The 22885-nt window shown below is 41.1% G+C and carries 19 protein-coding genes and 3 pseudogenes; 3 read left to right on the top strand and 19 right to left on the bottom strand.

Translation table 11 applies throughout. The annotated features are described in order from the left end of the window. The first annotated feature begins 203 nt into the window (after positions 1-203). Positions 204-767 (top strand): FAD-dependent oxidoreductase, encoded by a 564-nt coding sequence (locus HNR31_RS11980; RefSeq protein WP_181556471.1) that lies wholly within the window; start codon positions 204-206, stop codon positions 765-767. Between the two features lie 390 nt (positions 768-1157). Here HNR31_RS11980 and HNR31_RS18785 read toward each other — a convergent pair whose 3' ends face one another. Both HNR31_RS18785 and HNR31_RS11990 read right to left on the bottom strand, forming a co-directional pair. Continuing rightward, positions 1158-1346 carry a P-loop NTPase family protein gene (locus HNR31_RS18785; RefSeq protein WP_258561065.1) on the bottom strand — a complete coding sequence of 63 codons (189 nt, stop codon included), beginning with the start codon at positions 1344-1346 and terminating at the stop codon, positions 1158-1160. A 404-nt stretch (positions 1347-1750) separates the two neighbouring features. After that, positions 1751-1975 (bottom strand): annotated as a pseudogene (locus tag HNR31_RS11990) (ABC transporter ATP-binding protein C-terminal domain-containing protein); the annotation flags it as partial. 582 nt (positions 1976-2557) lie between these two features. Between HNR31_RS11990 and katA the strand changes: the two are divergent. Further along, on the top strand, positions 2558-4021 hold the full coding sequence (gene katA, locus HNR31_RS11995) for a catalase KatA (protein WP_181556473.1): 1464 nt from the start codon (positions 2558-2560) through the stop codon (positions 4019-4021). A gap of 426 nt (positions 4022-4447) precedes the next feature. Here the strand turns inward: katA and HNR31_RS12000 are convergent, their stop codons facing one another. Genes HNR31_RS12000 through HNR31_RS12010 form a run of 3 tightly spaced genes read right to left on the bottom strand, consistent with a single transcriptional unit; the run spans position 4448 to position 6335 of the window. Beyond that, complete coding sequence (locus tag HNR31_RS12000) at positions 4448-4816, bottom strand: FixH family protein (RefSeq protein ID WP_181556474.1); 369 nt, start codon at positions 4814-4816, stop codon at positions 4448-4450. Beyond that, positions 4782-4922, bottom strand: a complete 141-nt coding sequence (locus tag HNR31_RS12005; protein WP_181556475.1) for a hypothetical protein — start codon at positions 4920-4922, stop codon at positions 4782-4784. The genes HNR31_RS12000 and HNR31_RS12005 overlap by 35 nt, the downstream gene beginning before the upstream one ends. A gap of 12 nt (positions 4923-4934) precedes the next feature. Continuing rightward, entirely contained in the window at positions 4935-6335 is a 1401-nt protein-coding gene (locus HNR31_RS12010; RefSeq protein ID WP_181556476.1) for a PepSY-associated TM helix domain-containing protein, read from the bottom strand. 389 nt (positions 6336-6724) lie between these two features. Between HNR31_RS12010 and HNR31_RS12015 the strand changes: the two genes are divergently transcribed. Then, entirely contained in the window at positions 6725-8110 is a 1386-nt protein-coding gene (locus tag HNR31_RS12015) for an L-cystine transporter (RefSeq protein ID WP_181556477.1), read from the top strand. 250 nt (positions 8111-8360) lie between these two features. On the opposite strand, the pseudogene HNR31_RS12020 reads toward HNR31_RS12015, so the two are convergent. From HNR31_RS12020 to HNR31_RS12085, 14 genes and pseudogenes are all read right to left on the bottom strand, one after another. Continuing rightward, positions 8361-9050, bottom strand: a pseudogene (locus HNR31_RS12020) (pre-toxin TG domain-containing protein); the annotation flags it as partial. Between the two features lie 15 nt (positions 9051-9065). Further along, positions 9066-9362, bottom strand: a pseudogene (locus HNR31_RS12025) (DUF5082 domain-containing protein); the annotation flags it as partial. Between the two features lie 169 nt (positions 9363-9531). Beyond that, complete coding sequence (locus HNR31_RS12030) at positions 9532-9699, bottom strand: YueC family protein (protein ID WP_258561066.1); 168 nt, start codon at positions 9697-9699, stop codon at positions 9532-9534. Between the two features lie 199 nt (positions 9700-9898). After that, a complete protein-coding gene (locus HNR31_RS12035) occupies positions 9899-10180 on the bottom strand; it encodes a hypothetical protein (protein ID WP_181556478.1) in 282 nt (93 codons plus the stop codon). A 481-nt stretch (positions 10181-10661) separates the two neighbouring features. Further along, entirely contained in the window at positions 10662-11060 is a 399-nt protein-coding gene (locus HNR31_RS12040) for a hypothetical protein (RefSeq protein WP_181556479.1), read from the bottom strand. A 24-nt stretch (positions 11061-11084) separates the two neighbouring features. Further along, positions 11085-12140, bottom strand: a complete 1056-nt coding sequence (locus HNR31_RS12045) for a pre-toxin TG domain-containing protein (protein ID WP_181556480.1) — start codon at positions 12138-12140, stop codon at positions 11085-11087. Further along, positions 12137-12451 carry a DUF5082 domain-containing protein gene (locus HNR31_RS12050; protein ID WP_181556481.1) on the bottom strand — a complete coding sequence of 105 codons (315 nt, stop codon included), beginning with the start codon at positions 12449-12451 and terminating at the stop codon, positions 12137-12139. The genes HNR31_RS12045 and HNR31_RS12050 overlap by 4 nt, the downstream gene beginning before the upstream one ends. Before the next feature lie 142 nt (positions 12452-12593). Then, positions 12594-13085, bottom strand: coding sequence for a type VII secretion protein EssA (essA, locus tag HNR31_RS12055; RefSeq protein WP_181556482.1), 492 nt, complete (start codon positions 13083-13085; stop codon positions 12594-12596). Further along, positions 13075-15873 carry a type VII secretion protein EsaA gene (gene esaA / locus HNR31_RS12060; RefSeq protein ID WP_181556573.1) on the bottom strand — a complete coding sequence of 933 codons (2799 nt, stop codon included), beginning with the start codon at positions 15871-15873 and terminating at the stop codon, positions 13075-13077. Before esaA ends, essA begins: the two co-directional genes overlap by 11 nt. A 19-nt stretch (positions 15874-15892) precedes the next feature. Beyond that, positions 15893-20332 (bottom strand): type VII secretion protein EssC, encoded by a 4440-nt coding sequence (gene essC / locus HNR31_RS12065; RefSeq protein ID WP_181556483.1) that lies wholly within the window; start codon positions 20330-20332, stop codon positions 15893-15895. A 44-nt stretch (positions 20333-20376) separates the two neighbouring features. Then, positions 20377-21669, bottom strand: coding sequence for a type VII secretion protein EssB (essB, locus tag HNR31_RS12070; protein WP_181556484.1), 1293 nt, complete (start codon positions 21667-21669; stop codon positions 20377-20379). 33 nt (positions 21670-21702) lie between these two features. After that, positions 21703-21942: an EsaB/YukD family protein gene (locus tag HNR31_RS12075; protein WP_181556485.1), complete on the bottom strand. Its 240-nt coding sequence runs from the start codon at positions 21940-21942 to the stop codon at positions 21703-21705. Between the two features lie 78 nt (positions 21943-22020). Beyond that, positions 22021-22314: a WXG100 family type VII secretion target gene (locus HNR31_RS12080; protein ID WP_181556486.1), complete on the bottom strand. Its 294-nt coding sequence runs from the start codon at positions 22312-22314 to the stop codon at positions 22021-22023. A gap of 238 nt (positions 22315-22552) precedes the next feature. After that, complete coding sequence (locus HNR31_RS12085; RefSeq protein ID WP_181556487.1) at positions 22553-22885, bottom strand: hypothetical protein; 333 nt, start codon at positions 22883-22885, stop codon at positions 22553-22555.

Consider the following 22885-nt stretch of genomic DNA (forward strand, 5'->3'; position numbering starts at 1 on the left):
GGCTGCCCATTTTAGCTATAAAGCGATAGCTAAACTTTTTCAATTAAAAAAGAAATAACTTTGCAATTTTTATTATATATATCTTATATTTAAAATCAATATCAAATTAAAATAATTTCAATTTAATAACAAGCATATGATATGACGTAAACATAAGGGAATGGTATAATATTTTTGAATTTTTCTGAAAGGGGTATGGGACGATGTATGATGTAGCGATTATTGGAGCCGGTCCTGCTGGAGCAAGCGCTGCTATTTTTACCGCAAAAGCCGGAAAGAAAACAGTGCTGATTGATAACGACAAAAGCATTACAAAACGAGCTTGGATTGAAAACCACTATGGGGTCATAGAAGCCACCGGTCCAGATTTGGTGGAAACAGGGAAAAAACAAGCGGCCAAATTCGGAGCAGAGCTCGTGAACGGTCAAGTTGTTAACATCCAAAAATCAGAAGCAGGTTTTCAAGTAGAAACAGAAAACCAATCTTTTGAAGCCAAACACGTCATCTTAGCAACCGGCGTAGCGACCGATCTCGCTGAAAAAATTGGCGTGAAAACAAAACAAGGTACAGAACCGCGCATTAAAGCGGTCATCGACGTCGATGCCGCTGGACGCACTAATATCGAAGGAATCTGGGCAGCCGGTACAGTCGCTGGCGTAAGTGTACATACGATTATCACAGCCGGCGATGGCGCGAAAGTAGCGATTAACGTTATCAGCGAGCTCAACGGCGAACGGTATGTCGACCATGACGTGTTAAAATCGTAAACAATCAAAAAGAGGCTGTCCCTAAGAGTAGGTCTTTAGGGCAGCCTTAAAAACGGACATCTTTTCAGTTAAGAACGTTCTCATGTTTAGTACTTTGAAGACTTCATATTTAAAAGGTCAGATTTTTTCCATAACGGTCCATTATTAAGTAAAACAGAACTTGGCACAAATAAAAAAGACACCGTTTGAACAGTATTTGGACGGTGATTTGATCTATAATAAATCCAGCTAAGACAAAGCAGTGATAGAAACGTTTTATATATGTCAAAACATCGATCTGTGTTGATATACGGGATTTAAAAAATGCCCGAGACTACTCATTGGACGATTTTTTGTTCTTTACCAATACCTGGGATACGTATTTTTGACGCTTTCATCATTTAGCAAATCTTATGCTTTCCCGTAAATGACTATTTCGCCACGATCAATAACACATGCATGATCGGCAATTTGAAGAGCTGCTCGAACGTTTTGTTCAATGAAAAGAATGGTCGTTCCAAATTGATCACACATTTGTTTTAATAATTTCATCATATCTTTCACAATGAACAGAGCAAGTCCTAAAGATAATTCATCCATCATCATTCATTTTTGGTTTTCCAATGGCTAACATCTGCTGTTCTCCACCACTTAGCAATCCTCCTGGCCTGTTAAGCATTGTTTTTAACTTGGGAAGCAACTCTATACTTTCTTACAATCTTTATCAATACTTTTTGTATCGATGATACGCACCTAGCAATATACTATCCTTTACAGACAAATCATCAAAAATTGGCTGGCGCTCAGGAACAAGGCAAATTCCTTTTTTAACAATCTGTTCAACATTTCCATATGGAATAGACTCATTTTCAATATGATTTCTCCTTCTTTAGGAGTATATCCACCTGCTATGCAGCACCATTCGGTCCAACAATAGCAAAGATTTCCCCTTTTAATACATGCAAATCACCGTGATACGTATGGAGGTTATGAATTTTTAATATCTATACAGCCTCCTCTTCCCCTAAGTAAGCTTTAATGACATCTAGATTATTTGCAATTTCTTTAGGACTGCCTTCCGCGTTTTTTATAACAATTTTATCAGCGATAGACATAACGGTTTCCATATCATGTTTGACAAATAAAAAGGTGATGCTGTTGTTTTGCATCTCCAATAAAACATCCATTAGTTTTTTAGATTCTTGCGGGTTTCGTCCTGCCATAGGTTCTATATAAACCCACGACCCGCTGGAGTACTTTTTCTGGCATGTGTTATAATCTTTCAAATCCTCGAGATCACTGTGCTAGAAATTGAAGATTCGTCAGTCAAAGCCAAAGCGGCTAGTATTTTTGAAAAAAATCGGTATCTGTCGAAAAGTGCTTCCCATTTTCTTGGCCATGTTAAGGATCAGAATTCATTAGTTACATTAAGTAAAGACAAAAGAAAATGCTGATATAGAACCTCTAAAACAGGCAGTGTAACTCAAGTTTTTTATAGGAGATTGGGTTACTTCAAAGAAGAATTCATAATTACCATTGTAAAATCCTCCAAAAACAAGATGATTTTATCCGTAATTATGTCGCCCATCGTAATACAAAACTGATCACAAATTCCGATCACTTCACACTTCAGGTTTTCAACATATTGAAAGATCAAGGCAGACTTACACTGTTTACGTTTTTTAAGTTTTGTTATTAATTTGATATATTTATTTAATTATAATTATTATAAAAAAGTATTGACTTTTTATTGATAAATGTTATTATTTAAGTTAATTAATCCTATAAAAATGTGGCGAGGTGGTTTTGTTATGACAAAGAAACTTACTACTAGTTGGGGTGCTCCAGTTGGTGATAACCAAAACTCGATAACAGCCGGTTCCCCTGGTCCCACTTTAATTCAAGATGTTCACCTTCTTGAAAAATTGGCACACTTCAACAGAGAGCGTATTCCAGAACGCGTCGTACACGCAAAAGGAGCAGGCGCACACGGATATTTTGAAGTAACCAATGACATGTCCAAATATACAAAAGCAAAAGTTTTCAATGGTGTTGGTAAGCGTACACCGGTATTTGTCCGCTTCTCTACGGTAGCCGGTGAATTGGGGTCTGCCGATACAGTTCGTGACCCGCGTGGATTTGCAGTGAAATTCTATACAGAAGAAGGAAACTACGACATCGTTGGGAACAATACGCCGATTTTCTTCATTCGCGATGCCATTAAATTCCCTGATTTTATCCATACACAAAAAAGAGATCCAAGGACTCACTTAAAAAATCCAACGGCCGTATGGGATTTCTGGTCTTTATCCCCTGAATCGCTACACCAAGTAACCTATTTATTCGGCGACCGTGGCATCCCTGCTACTTATCGGCATATGAACGGCTACGGAAGCCATACATTCAAATGGGTTAACGCTGAAGGCGAAGCTGTATGGGTAAAATATCACTTTAAAACAGATCAAGGCGTGAAAAACATGGACCCAGAGCTCGCGGCAAAAATTGCTGGTGAAAATCCAGACTATCATACAGAAGATTTATTTAATGCAATTGAAAACGGCGATTATCCATCATGGACACTCTACGTACAAATCATGCCTTTAGAAGATGCTTATACGTATCGTTTCGATCCGTTTGATGTGACAAAAGTATGGTCACATAAAGACTATCCATTAATTGAAGTAGGTCGCATGGTATTGAATCGAAACCCAGAAAACTATTTTGCTGAAGTAGAACAAGCAACATTCTCCCCTGGAACCCTAGTGCCTGGTATTGAGCCATCTCCAGATAAAATGCTGCAAGCGCGTCTATTTGCCTACGCAGATGCGCATCGCTATCGTGTTGGCGTAAACCATAACCTACTACCAATCAACCGTCCAAGAGTAGAAGTGAATAACTATCAACGTGACGGCTTTATGCGTTTTGACAATAACGGTGGAGGTTCTGTATACTACGAACCAAACAGCTTCGGCGGACCAACAGAAGTTCCTGAACATAAAACAACGCCATTCCCAGTATCTGGTGTAGCGGAAAGCGTACCATATGATCGGGATGACCACTATACTCAAGCAGGTGACTTATATCGTCTTATGAGTGAAGAAGAGCGAGAGCGTTTAATTAAAAATATCGTTGAGTCTATGAAACAAGTAACAAAAGAAGAAATCAAACTTCGTCAAATTCGTCATTTCTATAAAGCAGATCCGGAGTATGGAAGACGTGTAGCAGAAGGACTTGGTCTAACAGTTCCGTCGGAAGATTTAACAACCAATTCTTAAAAAATGAGCAATGAGAAGGTATCCGTTTTTTATAACGGATACCTTTTTTAAACACTCTCCTAAAGACAAGATGATTTCTTTGGAATCAGCAGGATTGTTGGACGGTAACCGAAGGTACATTTCTGGCATCTGTACGTAGTTTCTACACGTTCAGGATGTGATGCCATCTTAGCTGGAACCAGTGCTGCTATTTTATCGTAAACAGTACTGGGACAACAAAAGTATGACAAAACGAACGAACATGGAAGATACAAATCCAAATTTAGCGAAAGCAAACGGTCAAATTCGGGGCAAAACATGTAAACGTCCAAATCTTTCCTCAGAAAAACATCCCCTTTCCCATTAGCTAGTAAAAGGATGAATAATTACAAAAGAAAAAGCTATGCTCCTCCTTTTAGGAACACAGCTTCTTTTGGAGTTATGAAATTAATGGTGATGTCCCGCAGGGTGATGAGGTTGTCCGTTCTCTGAAGCGTTTTCTTCGATTTGCTGCAATTGTTCATTGAATACGTTTCCTACCGCAAATCGCTTTTTAGGCATTACCCATTCATCGCCCATTTTTACATGAGCCTGTACATAGTAAATCCCGTCTTTATCAAATGTTTTCTTTATGCTATATACCCCATTTTTCCCATGATGGGCATTAATAGTTTGACTATGTTCTCTATCATTGCCATTCCATATTTCTAAGCGGACTTCTTCCGCATTTTCAACTGGCTTATCTCCTTGTTTGACTTGGACTTTTAATGCACTCTCTTGATTATATAGAAATTTCTTTTGGTACTTGAATATCAACTGTTATTCGCTCGTTTAGCTTTGGCATCGTTTGTGCGTTCGCTGTACATCCCGCCAAAAGCCCTGCTAATAACATAATCAATAAGCCTAGTCCTCTTCTCCCCATTAAAATTCCTCCTTACATTGTCAACCATTCATTCAAAGGTTTAATTCGAGGAATTACTAATTTATCTAATAACAGGACGGCAATAATCGAGATGCCGACTAACGGCATGATGCATCCCATGACGAACATCATCACCGTAACCGCTCTCATCACTTTCTTGTCTTGTGCCTTTGCAGGAGCACCTAGTTTACCTTGCGGCTTGCGTTTACGCCACATAACAAAAGAGCTAACTGCAATCAAAATTAAGCCGAGACATGCAATAAGATTTATCATTTGATTCACTAATCCGAATAAACGGCCTTCATGCAGCGCAATTCCAATTGTGATTGCTTTAGCCATGATGCCATAATCACTAAAGCGAACATCGCTTAGGACTTGTCCTGTATATTGATCAACATGCAACGTAGCATTATCTTTTGGGCTCGTCTTTGACGTTGCGATCGTAAACACGCCTGTTGGTCCTTGTGGCATCGATATCGTAAATGGCTTTATAATGTGTTCCTTCTCAGCAATCTTGTCAACGTCATCAATAGACAACGGAACATAACCGTTAATTTTCGAGGCTGGGACTGGTAAATTTTCTGCCGCCCAAGGCACATCTTGTGCAACCTCTTTCGTAACTGTGACAGATTCTGGCTTTGGTCCAAAGCTAAAGGAAAAAGGAGGATATCCTGTCTTCGTGGATGTCGCTAACCAGTTAATCCCTTCACCCATTACTCCTGTCCATGGAAGGCCGGTGAGAATCAAAAGCAAAATGCCTCCGGTTAGCCAAAATCCTAAGACAGCATGCATGTCACGCCAAAATGGCCGTCCTTTTTTTCGAAGGCGCGGAAAAAATGTTCCCCAAATGGAACTCTTATTTCTTGGCCACCAAATATACAATCCAGTTAATAATAAAATCAAGGCCCAGCAAGCGGCAAGCTCTACAATCCGATTGGCTACGGTTCCCCCAATAAGCAATTCACTGTGGATTTTTTTGAAAATCTCCATTATATCTTCGCTTGCATTTAATTTCCCGACAATTTTCCCCGTATACGGATTGACATAAACGGTGAACATATTGCCGTTCTCGATCATTCCCACTTGGACAGTGCGGTTACGGTCTTTTTCTAACGTTACCGAAATCATCGCTGCCTTTGGATACTTTTTCTGAACGTTCGCCGCCATTTTCGAAAGCGGAAGCGGTTTCTCTTTGGTTTCTTGTACATAATATAAATTTTTATATAATATGGATTCTATTTGCGGTTTAAACAAATACACTGCACCGCTAAAGGCAAGAATAATGAGAAAAGGCGCAAAAATAATGCCCGCATAAAAATGCCAGCGCCATATTGTTTGATAGAAGGACAGTCCTGTTTTCTTTTTTCGTTCTTGCTCCCCATTTGGCACGTAATGCCTAACTACATTTTCCATGTTTTCCCCCTCACTTGATTCAAACTAAGTAACGAACAAGGACAGTATATCTAGGAAATGTGATGAAAGATTGAGAGAAATCAAAAATGTGTTTGAAACCCTTTCATTTTCTTAAATTGTTCCATGCGGCAATGAGAAGCATAGAAGACAATTATTTTTTCATGATCATTCACCATAACAGTTCTATTCTCACAGACTTTTGTTCCATTTTTACAGAAATAGTTATAAAGCGCTTCTTTATTTCAGAGAATGAGGTGTTGTAAAAAATGAAATTTTTTATGTCAGTGGTAACAAGTAATCTGAATTAATGGCATACGATAAATAAAACTTACTTTACATATCGGTTTTTATTTATTAAAGTTCATCATATTTATTAAGGGGGATCTTTGATGAATATTTATTTAGTTATTTTAAACATTGCAGTGTTGCTTCTGTTCACAGGGATATTAGCTTATATGCAAAAGAAGCGTATCTCGTTTTCAAAACAGGTGTTTGCTGCCCTTGGAATCGGGATTGTATTTGGGCTCGTGCTGCAATGGGCGTACAGGGCAAATTCAGCCATTGTTCAGCAATCAGCACAATGGTTTGATATCATCGGAACCGGCTATGTAAAACTATTACAAATGATTGTAATGCCGTTAGTATTCATTTCAATTGTTACATCGTTTACAAAATTAACCATTTCAAATAACTTAGGAAAAATCGCTACGCTCATTATTGGATTATTGCTAGGAACAACGGCAATTGCCGCTTCCATCGGCATTGCGGCAGCACTCGGTTTTCAATTAGAGACCGTTCAAATTCATTCCGGCAGCGCAGAAACAGCCCGTGGGCAGGAAATCGAACAAAAATATACACAAATTCAAGATCAAACCTTTCCACAAAAAATCGTTGAATTACTCCCAGCGAATCCATTTTTAGATTTGACAGGGCAGCGCAGCGCGTCTACGATTGCCGTTGTTATTTTTGCCGCGTTCATCGGCATTGCCTATTTAGGAGTAAGAAGAAAACAGCCTGAACAGGCGGAGATGTTCAAAAAAATAGTAGATGCTATTTACGCGATTATTATGCGCATAGTTACACTAGTGCTCCGCTTAACACCTTACGGAATTTTGGCCATCATGTCCCGGACCATTGCGACAAGTGATCTCGGTGCGATTGTCAAACTTGGAAAATTCGTCATCGCTTCGTATGTTGCTCTTATTATCATGTTCATTGTTCATTTAATTATTTTGGCAATCGCCGGATTAAATCCGATTACTTACGTAAAAAAAGCATTGCCGGTATTATCCTTTGCGTTTACATCCCGTTCAAGCGCAGGCACGCTGCCATTGAACATCAAGGCACAAACGACTGCTCTCGGTGTTCCTGAAGGAATTGCCAACTTTTCCGGCTCCTTCGGACTATCCATCGGACAAAATGGCTGCGCAGGCATATATCCGGCTATGCTTGCAGTCATGATCGCTCCCACAGTAGGAATAAATCCAATGTCACCGTCCTTTATTTTGACACTCATTCTCATCGTCACCATCAGCTCGTTTGGTGTGGCAAGCGTCGGTGGGGGCGCTACGTTCGCGTCAATCTTAGTACTATCCACGATGAACTTGCCAGTCGCGTTGGCAGGGTTGCTCATCTCTGTAGAGCCGCTGATTGACATGGGAAGAACTGCCTTGAACGTAAGCGGAAGCATGACAGCTGGTGTCATCACTAGTCGTGCCATTGGGGAACTAGATTCGAGTATCTATAATGGCAAAATACAAAAATTAGAAGCGTAATCCTCATCTCTTTACACTTGCTTCTCCATTTCCAGAGAGGGGCAAATAAAGATAAAAAAGTTGCTCTTTCAGCCTAGCCCGCTGTAGAAGCAACTTTTTTGCTATAAATTTTTCTGTTTTCTTCCCACAAAATTATCCTGTTTCTCCATTGTTATTTTATATACAGCAGCCACACGTTCCTTTCCCTCGCTTCACCTCCGACTAAAAGCGGACAGAGCTGTCGGCTTCTTCCATTGTCTTCTGTATCCCTTGGCCCTATCCCGTCCAATGCCGGTTGCCATTGGACAGATGGAACACTGGCGAGAAGATCGTTCCATTGCTTCTTAAAATATTGCAGCGTTTGGGTAATAATCGGTGCTTTTACCACTTGGCGGTACACCGCTTGAAAGACAGACATCATTTTATCATAGCAGAGAACATGTTTCGTTTGCGAGACCAACTTCGAAACATCTGCTGCGGTTTCTGCCGCTTTTGCTCCTTTCACCGCCACTTTTCCGGCAATGCCTGCCCCTTTGGCTGGAGGAATGACGGTCAACAATAACATTCCTCCCGCAAGCAGGCGGTCTCCTGCCGAAATCCGTTCTCCGGTGATCGGGTCATATTCTCCAAGCAATCGCTGCAAGTCATACCAGCCAAGAAGCTCTAAACCGAATTCTTTCATGTTGTCGGCAAGCGTTTGGTCTGCCTGTCTGATTGCCGCTGCCGTCCGATACAACAGTTCCTCCGCTTCATTCAGCTTTTCTTCATATCACTGGAGCCAATGAAGGAGTTCGTCTGTAAGCTCATGGATGACAGCAGAGCCGATGCCGGGAATCTTCATGGCTAGAGAGGGAAGTTCCCAGGAAAGAGAGGTTCGTGCACGCTGGCAGGCGTCTTCTGCATCGGGGACATGCTTCGCTACCGTTTCCAATTCTTCCGGCTTGACTCGAATCGTAGTCATTATAGCTCCTCTATCCTTTCGCTGTATTCGGGCGATTTCCCTGCTGATTTCATGAAGAAGCTCGTCTGCGGTCGCATCAATACATGCTTCAATTTGCCGCAAGTCCCCGTATACCCATTCATACGCTTCCCTCGCCTCTCCCTGCCAATGCAGAACATACTCGTCATTTGCGCGATAAAATGCGCGAGTACCATGTTGAAATTCCTCGATCGCCTCTTCGACCTGCCCCTGATAGGACTGCAGGCAATGAATCATCGCCTCGTAGGCCCTGCGTTTCAATTCTTTTTCGATCGACTCCAATAAAGACGACACCTTGATTTCCTCCCCCCCATTTACACACTATTCAAATGGTAACATAAGTAAAATAAGGATAAATCACGATATGTTCCTGTTTTTCCAGATGACAAACAGGATTTTTTTCTTATTCATCCATTCTTCCATACTAAACATATAGAACATTCCTTTGCAGATAGCGGGTTTATTAAACAAACTTTTTCATGCATGGAACGATTACCGTAAAGATGACGATAAGAAATCCTAAAATGAAAAAGCCAAACAGCCATGGCAAAAGCGATGATGATGTTCGTTCCGTCTTATCCCATTGTTGACGAGACGGAACCGATTGTGTTTGCTGAATATATGCTAACAAGAAAAAATAGCTGCATAAACAAGGGCTTTTCTCTCTGTTTAACGTGTTCGTTTTCTTGCATAATAATGGGTATTTTTCAATGAGTAGCTTGTCTCAATTTCACTTTACTTTATAAAACCTTTATTTAAACAACAATTCGTTTTAAATAAAGAAAACCTTGAAGGCATATAGCCTATCAAGGTCTTTGTTTTAAATCAAGTTACCTCCATCTCCAATTTATTTCCCCGTCTTCATACACAGCCGGCAAATAAATTCCTCTTTTATTTTGATGATCATCCACAATAAACCAATTATCATCTTTCAACCATTCTTCATTATATTCACTTTCTTTAAAATCGTTTTCTTCACTCGTAAGAGCCTTAAAAAACTCTTTAAATTTTACTATATTTTGATTAGGTATAAGTTTACCATACATCCACATGCCTTCAGTGTTGATATCTTGTATTTCACCTAGACATTCATCTTGGAAATATAAAAACATAATATACTCACTCCTTAGGAGAAATTTTTATGAATTTGCTAGGTATTTCTCCTCTTATCAAATATTCATTGTCTCTTGTGGTCCAAGTTAACACTCTATTTTTCCAAAAATCAGAAACAGAACTATCTCTCTCAATTAATTTCCGAATCTGCTTTGGAGATAAAATGGCCACATTTTTAACTTCTCCTGATCTAATCGCTTTTCTCAAAGCAGAACTATCTAATTCATTGTTAGAAAAGTATATGACGAACTTCACATTCATCAATGAGGCTGAATCTTCAAGTCAACGGTATATAATCCGGAAATTCTATCATAAAATGCCTCAAAAGAGAGTTCATATCTCCTTTGAGGCTTCATATTCCTCATATCGCCAGCTTCTTTTATCCTTGACTAATACCAGCAATCCCCTTGAACCAAGTTGTTCAAGGGGATTGTTTATTGGTCAATGCATCAAAGGTCTGCTTTACTCACTATAACAAAATTACTCTACCGTAACACTAGGAGGGGATATTGATAGGATTTCAATCACATCATTCGGTGTTAAAAATACATAGTGTTCTACCTCTTCTGACTCGTATATACCACAACTTTCTTTATGAAACCAATTCAAGTATTCTGAGTTTTTTACTTTAAATAAAGACCAATCGCTATAAAAAGCTGTACCATAATGCTGATCTAAATAATTTAGCATTTCTAATAATGAACCTTCATCAGTATTTCTATACGATAATACTCCCTCTTCAAATTTCACTACCACTTTTCTTTCGCCATTTTCATCGCTAAATTCTAAAATCACACCATCTTTGCCATCTAAAAACATATCATTATAAATGGTTGAAGGTATATCTTCTAGCGGTACCCATCTTTCCCATTGTTCCATAAAACTTTCCTCCATGGTTGTTTTCTAGTAACGAAACTTTATTTTCTTCTTGCCGTCTTGAATTTCAAGTGTAGGACGGCCATCACTGCTTTTGGTTCTAACAATAACCTTTCTCCCATCCTGTAAAACACCGACTTTGAGGTCAGGAGTATTCTTCATAATTTTAGGGTTGAGTGAGTGAAAGTCATTTACTGCCTGATTAAATCCACCTGATAACTCATACTGAGTAGTTCTTCCTTTTGTTTCCCTTCCAGGCTTAGCATCTTTAATTAAATCTTCAACTGTTTTACCTGTACCCTTACCTACCTCATCTCCTGTTCTGCCGACAATATTCATCGTCGTTCCTTTTGCTTCCCTCTCAGCCCCGCTCATCCACATGCGGGGCGCGGGGCCGACTCCTGCCAAGGCTGGCTGCGGCCCCCGCAGGACAGAGCCAACATTTTCAAGAAAGTTCTTCCATTGCTTTTTGAACGACCGGATTGTTTCGGTGATTGGTCCTTTGATGACTTGGTGATAGATCGTTTGGAAGAACGATTTGACTTTATCATAATGGAGGACGTTTTTCGTTTGCGAGATCAATTTCGAAACATCTGCTGCTGTTTCTGCCGCTTTCGCTCCTTTCACCGCCGCTTTTCCGGCAATGCCTGCCCCTTTGGCTGGAGGAATGACGGTCAACAATAACATTCCTCCCGCAAACAGGCGATCTCCAAATGAAAGACGTTCCCCTGTCACCGGGTCATATTCCCCAAACACCCGCTGCAAGTCATACCAGCCACTAAGTTCCAGACCAAATTCTTTCATGTTATCGGCAAGCGTTTGGTCTGCCTGTCTGATTGCCGCTGCCGTCCGACACAGCAGTTCCTCCGCTTTATTCAGCTTTTCTTCATATCGCTGGAGCCAATGAAGGAGTTCGTCTGTAAGCTCATGGATGACAGCAGAGCCGATGCCGGGAATCTTCATGGCTAGAGAGGGAAGTTCCCAGGAAAGAGAGGTTCGTGCACGCTGGCAGGCGTCTTCTGCATCGGGGACATGCTTCGCTACCGTTTCCAATTCTTCCGGCTTGACTCGAATCGTCGTCATTGCAGCTCCTCTATCTTTCGACGAATTTGGGCGATTTCCCTGCTGATTTCATGAAGAAGCTCGTCTGCGGTCGTATAAATACGTGTCTCGATTTGCCGCAAGTCCCCGTATACCCATTCATACGCTTCCCTCGCCTCTCCCTGCCAATGCGGAACATACTCGTCATTTGCGCGATAAAATGAACGAGCGCCATGTTGAAATTCCTCCATCGCTTCTTTGACCTGCCCCTGATAAGATTGCAAACAATCGATCATCATCTCATAGGCCCAACGTCTCAATTCTTTTTCAGCCGATTCCAATAAAGACTCCACCTTGATCCCTCCCCCATATACACGCTATTTAAATGGCAACACAAGGATAAATCATGATATATTCCTATTTTTCCAGATGACAAATAGAGACTTTTTTCTTATCTATGATTCTGCGATGTGAAACATGCCGCAAATAATCCGTTTACGAAACAAATTTTTTCATACGCGGAACGATTACCGTGAAGATGACGATAAGAAATCCTAAAATGAAAAAGCCAAACAGCCATGGCAGAAACGATGATGATGTCCGTTCCGCCTCATCCATTGGTTGACGAGACGGAATCGATTGCTCTTCAACGAAAGAAAACAATCCTAGTTTCTCCGCTTTAGCAGCAATCGTATTCGTTTCTTTTTCTTCCGATAAAAACAACTGTGCTTTTGTTTGTTCGAAGAAAGAAGAGGCCGGTCCTTGAAATGTCAGCGATGTTTGCGTTTCCGGTAAATCTCCCTTTTCATCGAGCAGCGACTCTTCATGAAGGTAATCGGTGCGTAATTCGATGTCCTGCCGTTGATATTGATTTGGTTCAATTTCCGGCCACTCGTCCGACTCCGCGTAAACCGTCACTCCCATCGTAGCCAATACAGAGCAGAGGAAGAGGAAAAAGAACATCACAAGACGTCCTCTACCCTTCATATGTTTCCGCCTCCTTCTGCAGAGCTTCTAGACGCTGCTTCAAAAACGGAACTGCGGACATGAGCAATGTGACAACTCCTAACGTAATGACAGCTGGATAAAATGCTTGCTGGTCTCCATATTGAATCGACATATATGTTTCTGATATCGGATGGTCAAAGCTAAAGTTTGGCAATACTAAGTCAAGTAATGGAGTAATGAAAAACAGGATTAAGCCGACTCCGAGCACCCAGCCGGTAAACGGTCCGACGAAAAAGGCCAAGCGAACAATGGCGGAACAGAAAAATAATAAGACAATGGTAAAAATGCTCCACTTGAGCGCCTGTATGTCTTGCATCGGATAAATTCGCAATCCATATGTGCTGATGATGAAACCAACAAGCAGGTTCATCATGATCAGCAACGCCAGCTGCATCATAAACGGAACGGAAGAATAATAATGCAGGAAGAACCCAATGAGCATGCCGCACAGCAAAATAATGATAAGCATCACGACAGGCGGCGTGTACGTTGTTTTCTCCTTCGGAATATCTCCGCTTACTTGCACCGGATTGGTTAAGTAATCATACACATATCCGTTTGTTTGTTTGTCTACCATCGTATTGTTTAACAGATGATATACATCATTTTTAATTTGTTTGGTTGTATTGACATTGGTTGCCCATTTGCTGTTTAACTCATCTGCCCGATCTTGGACCGATGCCACTTTTTCATGCATCTCATTTGTGTAATCGATAATCCGGTCTTGCCCTTCGGCAATGGAGGTGACTAAATCAGAAATTTGTGCGATGTCTTGCAGCGTATTTTGCTGGATGGTAATAACAAATTCACCATCGTTGGCTCCTACCGTCGATTGTATGGTTCCTTCTTCATCCATGGTTTGCTGGAGCTGTGCTGTTACTTCATTCGCGGCGTCATTTAGTGATTGCAATTGTCCCATCAGCTCTGCTTGCACTTTTTCCACATTTTCATCATATTGCCGTATATATTCAAGCGTTGCTTCAACAAAAGAATGAACGTTATTTTCGGCCGTTTCTGCACCTTGCAAAGAAGCGGCTGAGTCGCCCTGCAACTGCTGAATTCCGCTATGAATCTTCGATAAAGTTTGAAAAATCTCCGCTTTTTCCTTCCAATTTACAATCAGCTGCTCCACAAGTGCTTCGTCAAAATTCCCCGTTCGCTTTAACGTATCCTCAAAAATTGCTAACCAAGCAAAATAGGCGAGAAGACCATTCATGTTTCTGCTTTGAATAGCCGGCTGAAAGTACGCTGACAATTGTTGCTTTCGCTCTTCAGATAACGACGGAGACTGAAGAATAGCTTGTTCTTTTGCGATAATTTGCTGAACCACTGTTTCTTCCGATTGCCCATTGCTGTCACTCGCCTGCACGGCTAATTGTTTTGCCAATTGCGTATATTTTTCCTGCCATTGCTGCTGGAGGGATAACTGCTTTTGCCATGCTTCTTTTGCCTTTTGTATTTCCATTTCCAGCTGCTTCATGTCATTATCAATATCCCCCCAGCTTCCCGATGTACCTTGCCCTTCCTGCGTCTCTTGTGGCTGTTTCGGCTTTACTGTTTGCAGCTCGGTCTTTAAAGACGCCAGCTGCTGCTCAACCCCATCCAGCCATTGCCCATTTTCTGTTGTCTGTGGCAGCTCTCCCGGCACCGGCTGTTCATTCGGTGCTGACAGAGTGGTGGCAGATTGCAACTGCTGCCGTAGCGGAATGAGTTTTTGCTGCACTTCGTCCAATATCTTTGTACCTATTTGTTGTTGATATTGACGGATGAGATCTTTTTGTGACTCCAACAGTCGTTCATCAACGTTTGAATTTTCCAGCTGGTCATGGAGATTCGTCAATGCCGTATGGTTGTTCGCCACTGTATTGCGCAGTGTAGACACAGATTGCAGCAATGTTTGGCCATTTAATTCTAACTCCGGTTTGACATTCCATGGCCGTTCTACGATGGAACGTATTCCTCCGCTCACCATCGTTTCATACTGATGAATTCCTTCTTGGATAAGGTCATGCTGTTGTTGCTGATATTCTTTATACGCCTGAATATCCTCGATAAACGAAGCAATTTCCGCTTCTGCCTGCTCCAAACCTTTTAACGTATCGTTGGAGGAGCTTTCGGCGTTTTTCGAAGACGAAAGCAGCTGTTCAAGCATCTTTTTTTGACTCTCGATCTCTTTTGTTAATTTGGCAGAGCTAGGGGTGTAAAAATCGTACATCGTCTTTTGAAAAGCGATTTCTTTTTCCAAAATAGCACTAAATTTTTTGCGAATATCTTCTACCGCTTGGCCGACATAGCTCCAATACAGCGTAGACATCTTTTGATTGATCGTATTTTTAGCTGCTTCTAACTCTCTCTGTACCCGCTCCCGGTTTTTCGCCTCAAGATTCGGCTGGATTTTATATTGGACAGTTGCCTTAAGCGGCTTTTTTTCATTAAAGGTCAAAATGTTTCTGGAAAAATCGGATGGCAAATAAACGACAGCGTCATATTGGCCGTCCGCCAGCCCTTTTTCCGCTTGGCTGCGATTGACGACAGACCATTGATAACTAGAGTGATCATCAAGAGCTGGTACAATTTCTTTGCCGAAGTCGTATGTTTTCTTATCATAATCGGCTCCCACATCTTCGTTGACTACCGCGATTCGGTTTGTTGTCCTCTCTGTTACCTTCATCGGGTTATGGCCAATGAACGTAAAGAACAGCACAGGAAGAGCAACAATAAACACAATCTTCGCAATCAACTTGACGATTTTCCATTTTTCCGTCATATGATTCACCTGATTTCCTTTATTCTACTTTTGGGATTTGTATTTTCTGTTCTTTGCCATTGACGACAAAATAGCCAAACCCTGGGTCCACTTCTGATTCGTGTCGCGTAAATGGCAGTGCAAACAAGCTTTGCTCTGATTTTTTCATGACGAGGATCGCTTGCCGAATTTGTTTCAGTTCAGTTGTCAGCGCATCAAAGCCCTTCATAAATTCATTTGCATTTCCTGCGACAATGACACTAAACCCCAGATGGCTGTACCGCTTCATCATCATCGCGATTTGCTCGTGAATTTTACCATCGGCTGACTGCTGAAGCCTAGAAAGACTATCTGCAATGAAAACAACAGGTGAAAAAGCTTGTACATGAACATCCGCTTTCCCAATTGCTGCTAAATACTCTTCCTCTCTCGTTTGCAATATTTCATTTGCCTCATCAAGCCAATGGTGCATTTGCTCTTTTGTTTCTATATAGGTGACGTTTTCTTTATTAGCGTATAAAGCAAGGCCGCGATCAACTCCATCAAACAACCCGATACCTGCCGTCGGCTGGACGAGCAATGATTCCAATATCACTTTGATCGCATTCGTCTTCCCTTTGCGCGACTGCCCTACTACAAGACAATGCGGATTGGTTTGTATATGAAGGGAAACCGGACGAACCGTCTCTTCATCAAGACCAATCGGAATCAAGCCAGGATGTGGCTGAACTATATACGTTTTCGCAAAGAGCGCAAATGGTAATTGTGTTGGAAGCATTGGAATCGGTTGCGGCTTGCGCATGCCTTTATATTTTTCTTTCAACCTTGCTATCTCTTCCTTCACGTTTTCAAGCACTGCTATATCATCTTCCCCATCAGCCGGAAGATAAATTTGCGTTAAAACCGCTTGATCTTTTTTCACCAGCGCTCTTCCCGGAATCGGCTCGACCTCGTACGGAGTTCGTCCAATGATAGAAAATCGTTCCGAACTGTCAAGGAAATAATGAACGATTTTTGTTTTTAAATTGTTCATGAGCGGCGGGCGAACTCCGCTAACTCTTGTTGCCGTTATCATCAAAAATATTCCAAGCGATTGCCCGTCTCGAGCATATTGAATGAGCTGTGTTTCAAAATCGGGCATTTCTTCTTTGACAAGATCAAAGTTGTCAATCGTGATAAAGATAATCGGAAGTTGTTCTTCAGAAAGCGTGTTATACAATTTAATCGTGCTTACTTCTTTTTCCATAAAACGCTGTTTTCGCTGTTCGATTTCTTCTTTCATTAACTTTATAATTTTCTCAATTTTCTTTTCATCATCAAGTCGAAAGTAATCAGCCGTATGCGGCAATTGCCGCAGCGGCAGCAACGCGCTGTTTCCGAAATCGAAAATGTAATAATGAAGCTGTTCTGGACTATAGACGGACGCAAAGCTCATTAATAATGTCATCGCCGTTGTCGATTTCCCATATCCCGCAGAACCAAAAATGCCGATATTTCCGTCTTCCATCCATTGATATAAGTAGTCCGATTGCCGCTGCAGCTCCGGTTCATCTTTTAGACCAATCGGAAAATAAACGGTGTCTCGTTCTAGCAAAGCAGGGCGATGCAAGCGAGAAGATAGCGGCGGCAACCATGGACTCGGCAGCTTTTCGATCCCGAGTTGCTGCTGCGTTTTGATAATTTCTTGAACAACCATTTCGATTTCTGTTTTTTGTTTTTTCTTGTTTTTCTTCATTTTCGCGTCAATATTTGAAACCGGGACAAGTCCTAAGTCTGTGACAATATAAATCTCATCTTCTGATTCAAAGCCCTCTTCCATATATGGCGCACCGCTCCATGCGGATTGAAACAATTCGTATACTTCATTATTTCCGACTTGAAGATACGCCCGTCCCGTGACAGTAATTGTTGCCGCATCTCCGTTTTTCAAAATTTCCTTACTGTCGTTTGCATCTTGCATTTTTAAACTAATGCGGAAGCGGGCATTGCTCCAAATTTGCTCATCAATTACCCCTCGCGGCTTTTGCGTCGCTAAAATAAGATGAACTCCTAAGCTGCGGCCAATTCGCGCCGCACTCACTAATTCGCGAATAAAATCCGGTTCCTCGCTTTTCAATTCTGCAAACTCATCCGCGATTAAAAAAAGATGCGGAAGAGGCTCTTTTGCCTTCCCTTTTTTATATAACTCCATATAATCATTGATATGGTTTACTTCATATCGATCAAACAGGCGCTGCCGTTTTTTCAGTTCACTGTTAATGGATGCCAACGCGCGTGCGCTGAAGTTTTTGCTGCCATGAATATTCGTAATGGTGCCTAATAAATGCGGAATGTTTTTAAACGGTTGCGCCATTCCGCCTCCCTTATAGTCAATGAGCAAAAACGCGACTTCATGAGGGTGAAAATGCACCGCCAATGACAAAATGTACGTTTGCAGAAGTTCACTTTTCCCCGACCCTGTCGTCCCCGCGACAAGCCCGTGCGGGCCATGCGCTTTTTCATGCAAGTTCAGTTCTACGATGTCTTTTTTGCCTTTTAGTCCAATTGGAACGGCCAACGAGCGCGAAGGTTGATGAATCATCCAATTTTCCTTCATATTTATCTCTTCCGCTTTCTTCACTTGAAGTAACTTGAGAAACGTGACTTTTTCTGGAATAGAATTATGCATTCCCCTTTGATGATCTAAAGAGCGCAATAAACGTGCGAACCGCTCGTTCCCTTCCCGAGTATGTTCATCGAGCGTAAACGGAATATGCGCTGCTTTCCGGTGCTGGATTAAAATTTCTCCATCCCGCTCGTTGATATATTGCACGAGCGTATGAATGTTTTCTGTTAAACTTTCTTTCGTATCCGAAGCAAAAATCACGGAAATACCGACTTCTTCGTTTTTTTCCTCTAAATATTCCAAAATGACATGTTCCGCAATTAAAGAGCGGTTGGCGACGATAAACACGAAATGCGGAGAAAACCGTTTCTTCTCTTTTTCTTCGTCCAAGTCGCGCTCCCTCAACATTTCGTAAATGGATGACAACAATTGGTCACGTGTCTGTTCGTTATAAATAAATCCTTTCGCGAAAGAATTTGGCAGTTGAAAATGCGGGAGCCATTTCATCCACTCCCAATGTTTGTAGTCTTTTTCATGAAAAATAGCGACAAACCGCACATCATGATAGCTATGGAAAAAAGCCATTTGGCCAACAAACTGCTGAATTTCGTGATTGACGATGGAATCTTTCCCGACCATTCCGATTGCTCCGCGCGACAATTCAATCGTCAGCGGAACGTTTTTTACGGTTTTATACGCTTGCACCATCTGTTGTGACTGTTCCAACAAATCGTCAATTTCTCGGTTTGCCAAATCGTTCATGTTTACAGACACTTCATATGTGGACGGAACATTTGCTTTTCCGATGCGAAGATGGAGAAAATCTTCGCTTTCCATCGTCCGTTCCCAAATGCGGTCACTGATTTGCAAAGTTAACGATTTCATTTTTTCAAATGACGGAAAATGATAATAAAGTACGCTTTTTTGCTTCTCCGACAACTCTTGAAGTTCTTTCCGCTTTTGTTCAAGATAATTCATGTAAATGTGACGACGCTTTTCTTGCCGCGTTTTCCGATTCTTTTTTTCCTTAAAATATTGCACGGTCGATGTCACTAATGTCGTAGCGAACATCACGATGGAAATAAGAATAAAAATCCCTCGCGGCTGAATTAGTGCGACGACTCCCATGACAAGAAGCATCATCAGCGGCGGCAAAATCATAAGCCAAAAACCGCGTTGGTCTCCTTCTCCGTCTTGGCTTGGAAACGAAATCGTTATCTTTTCATTCGGTAATTCGTAAATCATTCTCGGTGTCCGATGATATAAAGGATATTTCTTTTTCATTTCCGAAGCGGGTGGCAGTGTTTTGGTCAATGAAGATACCACTTCTTGATCGCTTGCCACCGATAACAAATCGTCCTCCAAAAAACTAAGCGTAATATACGGACACAATATCATATCGCCATTTTGTAAACGGGTAACCTCATTTACCTTCTTTCCGTTAAGAAAAACGGCTCCTTGTTTGTCAGGAACGAGAAACCAGTCTCCTTTCTTTCTGATGAACGATACGTTTGCGCTTCCCGCTTGAATAGCCGCTCCGTGTTGCGGCGCAATGACAAGTTCGGTTTGATTTCCAACATAATATATATGTTCACTGATCGGCTTATCGAGCCATACGATTACCACGGTTTGTCCGTCTTCTTCTATGGTAAAGGGGATATGCGGTTTCAGTTCCCCCATCATTTCATTTCCTCGCACTACCGTCAAAGCGGACGCTTCCTTTTGCTTTCTTAATTCCACATATCCTTTATGAAAAGAAAAGGACGGAATGGTTACATGATGCTCTAGCTTATTTCCAATAAAAATGGAAGCCGTCTGTTCTTGTAAAGGGAACTGTTGACAAGTATCTTCATAAAAAATCCATAATTGGCTCATACAATCCTCTCCTACGATGCTCACTACTCTACTTCTTTCTCGGTTTACTTTTTATTGTCCGAAGCGTTTGGAACGTCGCTCGGTGCATTTGGCTGCTGCTTTTCCCCCGCAGAAGGCGGTTCAGTCACTTGCGGCGTCTGTTGCTGAACAGGCTGGGTTTGTTGTTCGGTTTGTTCGGCTTGCTTTTGCTCTTCTTGCTCTTTCTGATATTCTTCTATTTCTCTTTCAATCGATTCTAATTTTTTCTGTCTTTCTTCTCCTGTCAAACTATCATCTGCCTTTATCTCTTCACGATATTTTAACAATCCGTACATGATCAGCTCTCTATCTTCCATCGCTCTCGCAAGGTCAATGGCTTCTTCGTTTCTTCCCCTTCCGATATAAATCCAATACAGCAAATATTGTGGATCGGTTTTCAACGTAATGTTATTTTGCACGTTCTGACGTTGTTCCTCTGTTAACGACTCCGTCATAACATATGAAGAAGCTAATTCGTACTGCACCACATACGGCATTTTTTCCGGCGGATAATTTTCTAATGTCGTAATCACTTCACTATACTTGTCATTTAAAAACAATTCCGCGCTTTTTACATACGCTTCCTGTTTTGGCTGTAAAAAAAAGAACGAATAAAAAGTATAAATCATAGCAGGAATCAACAGAAGAAGCGACGAAAAGAATATATAACGTTGAACATTCCATTTCCGTTTCGGAATATGTATCATTGTTCGCTCTTTTACTTCTTCCTCATCAATACATCTTTCCAGAACAGACAGCACTGCTTCGAGATGTTCTGCCTGCAAAATTTTCTCAGCTACAGCAGAAAACTTTAATGTTTCGTGAAACTTCATGTATTCTTCAAAACGATATTGTCCGTCAATCAGCACAAGTACGGTCGCTTTCACCTCTTGAAGTAGCTGTTCCGCATCCGCCTCATACGGCGGCAGGCTTTCTTTTATCCCAACGTGGAGAAAAAACGGTTCCAAATCATGGTCAAAAAGGATATTTTCGGGACATATAATAAGAATAAAGCGGCTAAGACGATGATTTTTCACCTTTTTGACGAGTTGGTGCGCCGCTGATAACCGCGAAAACATGGATTTCTTCCGTACATCTCGAAATCTGATGAACGATGAAGGCGGGGTTACCGTAATTTTCACTTCATCTTCAGATACAGCAATTTCTCTTAACAAAAATGAATCTATTTCTTTCAATAGCTCTAATTCTAACGGATGCTGCACCTTCAATTTCGCTCTCTGAAAGACAATCGTATCATGCTTGTCTTGTGTAAGGACGGCATCGATTTTTGTTTCCAAATACGTCTTTTTTTCTTCCATATAAAATAGAACTCCTTTTCTCTTTCTCCATGGCTACAATATAACGATGCGGTCTCCGTTCGTAATTCCGCTATCTTTTAATGTCAGGTAACCTGGGCATACAACTGCTTTGTTTTCCACCCTTACCCAATAACCTTCTCTCGGTTGTACCGATATATTTTTCAACTGCCAAACAATATCTACGACCTTTTTGACGGAGTAAAAATCCGATAAGCGGAGATCAAACACATCTCCTGTATACTGCTGTAAATCAACAGTAATCTGGATATACATGATTACGCCCTCCAATACAGAAAAAAGCGCCATAATCTTTCATAGATTTGTAGCGCTTCTTTCCGAACATGTAACTCTTTATCCACGAATTTGGCTTGCAATTTGTTGGTCGGTACTTTCGAGAATAGTAGCTGAATTGTGCAATTGTTGGGAAATTTCATTCAATAAAACAGCCATTTTTTCAAATGACGGACGCAATTCATGATACTGTTGAACAAACGCTTGGCTAGAAGCACCTTCCCATATTTCCTGCAAATGGCTGCTCATGTTATCCAAACGGGATATTAATTCTGTCACATTAGAACTCTCGTTATTATATTGCCTTGCCACTGCGCGTAATTCTTCTGGCGTTAAACGAATAACTCCTGACATATTTCCTCCCCCTTTATCCATAATTTCCCTTTTTATTTTAATAGAGATGCCAAGCAGCAGTCAACAATATATAACCATTTCTTTTAAAATAAGGAAATAGTACCGTTTTTTTACTTGTTTACTTTACGCTTTTGTGCCATTATCCTCATTATAAGAAATACTTTCTTACTATTTATGGGATCAAAAGAAAATGGAGGATAGGAGAATAGTCGGTGCTGATTTTCATTAGCCCTCTAGCTCACCTTTTCTTTTCCCGAATGATGATATCATAATACAGAGTGATATTTTGTCCTCTCATGTCATTAATCATGTTTGTGTATCGCTGAGCGGCGGTATTCATGGAGTTTTTATACATATCATTGTATGATTGATTGGTTTTTTGATACTGCTCAATCGCTTCATTGGTTTTGTCGATGATTTGCCCCCTGCCATATTTCATTTCATGATGAATCAAATGAACCAATTCCGCATCCAATTCACTCATTCGATTCAACTGCTGAATAAAAGCATTCGCTTTATACATGAAATCCTGTTCTACATCAAAATAATAGAACATATTCAATTGTCCCAT

It is taken from the genome of Thermaerobacillus caldiproteolyticus (assembly GCF_013761245.1).
Taxonomy (GTDB): Bacteria; Bacillota; Bacilli; order Bacillales; family Anoxybacillaceae; genus Thermaerobacillus; species Thermaerobacillus caldiproteolyticus.

What these genes read in the sequence shown, in the direction of transcription:
- HNR31_RS12040 (WP_181556479.1), bottom strand. Translation starts at nt 11,060, where the DNA reads ATGGAACAATGGGAAAGATGGGTACCGCTAGAAGATATACCTTCAACC.
- HNR31_RS18785 (WP_258561065.1), bottom strand. Translation starts at nt 1,346, where the DNA reads ATGGATGAATTATCTTTAGGACTTGCTCTGTTCATTGTGAAAGATATG.
- essB (WP_181556484.1), bottom strand. Translation starts at nt 21,669, where the DNA reads ATGGAAGAAAAAAAGACGTATTTGGAAACAAAAATCGATGCCGTCCTT.
- HNR31_RS12075 (WP_181556485.1), bottom strand. Translation starts at nt 21,942, where the DNA reads ATGTATATCCAGATTACTGTTGATTTACAGCAGTATACAGGAGATGTG.
- essC (WP_181556483.1), bottom strand. Translation starts at nt 20,332, where the DNA reads ATGAGCCAATTATGGATTTTTTATGAAGATACTTGTCAACAGTTCCCT.
- HNR31_RS12085 (WP_181556487.1), bottom strand. Translation starts at nt 22,885, where the DNA reads ATGGGACAATTGAATATGTTCTATTATTTTGATGTAGAACAGGATTTC.
- HNR31_RS12010 (WP_181556476.1), bottom strand. Translation starts at nt 6,335, where the DNA reads ATGGAAAATGTAGTTAGGCATTACGTGCCAAATGGGGAGCAAGAACGA.
- HNR31_RS12080 (WP_181556486.1), bottom strand. Translation starts at nt 22,314, where the DNA reads ATGTCAGGAGTTATTCGTTTAACGCCAGAAGAATTACGCGCAGTGGCA.
- HNR31_RS12015 (WP_181556477.1), top strand. Translation starts at nt 6,725, where the DNA reads ATGAATATTTATTTAGTTATTTTAAACATTGCAGTGTTGCTTCTGTTC.
- katA (WP_181556473.1), top strand. Translation starts at nt 2,558, where the DNA reads ATGACAAAGAAACTTACTACTAGTTGGGGTGCTCCAGTTGGTGATAAC.
- HNR31_RS12045 (WP_181556480.1), bottom strand. Translation starts at nt 12,140, where the DNA reads ATGACGACGATTCGAGTCAAGCCGGAAGAATTGGAAACGGTAGCGAAG.
- essA (WP_181556482.1), bottom strand. Translation starts at nt 13,085, where the DNA reads ATGAAGGGTAGAGGACGTCTTGTGATGTTCTTTTTCCTCTTCCTCTGC.
- HNR31_RS12035 (WP_181556478.1), bottom strand. Translation starts at nt 10,180, where the DNA reads ATGTTTTTATATTTCCAAGATGAATGTCTAGGTGAAATACAAGATATC.
- HNR31_RS11980 (WP_181556471.1), top strand. Translation starts at nt 204, where the DNA reads ATGTATGATGTAGCGATTATTGGAGCCGGTCCTGCTGGAGCAAGCGCT.
- HNR31_RS12005 (WP_181556475.1), bottom strand. Translation starts at nt 4,922, where the DNA reads ATGGGGAGAAGAGGACTAGGCTTATTGATTATGTTATTAGCAGGGCTT.
- esaA (WP_181556573.1), bottom strand. Translation starts at nt 15,873, where the DNA reads ATGACGGAAAAATGGAAAATCGTCAAGTTGATTGCGAAGATTGTGTTT.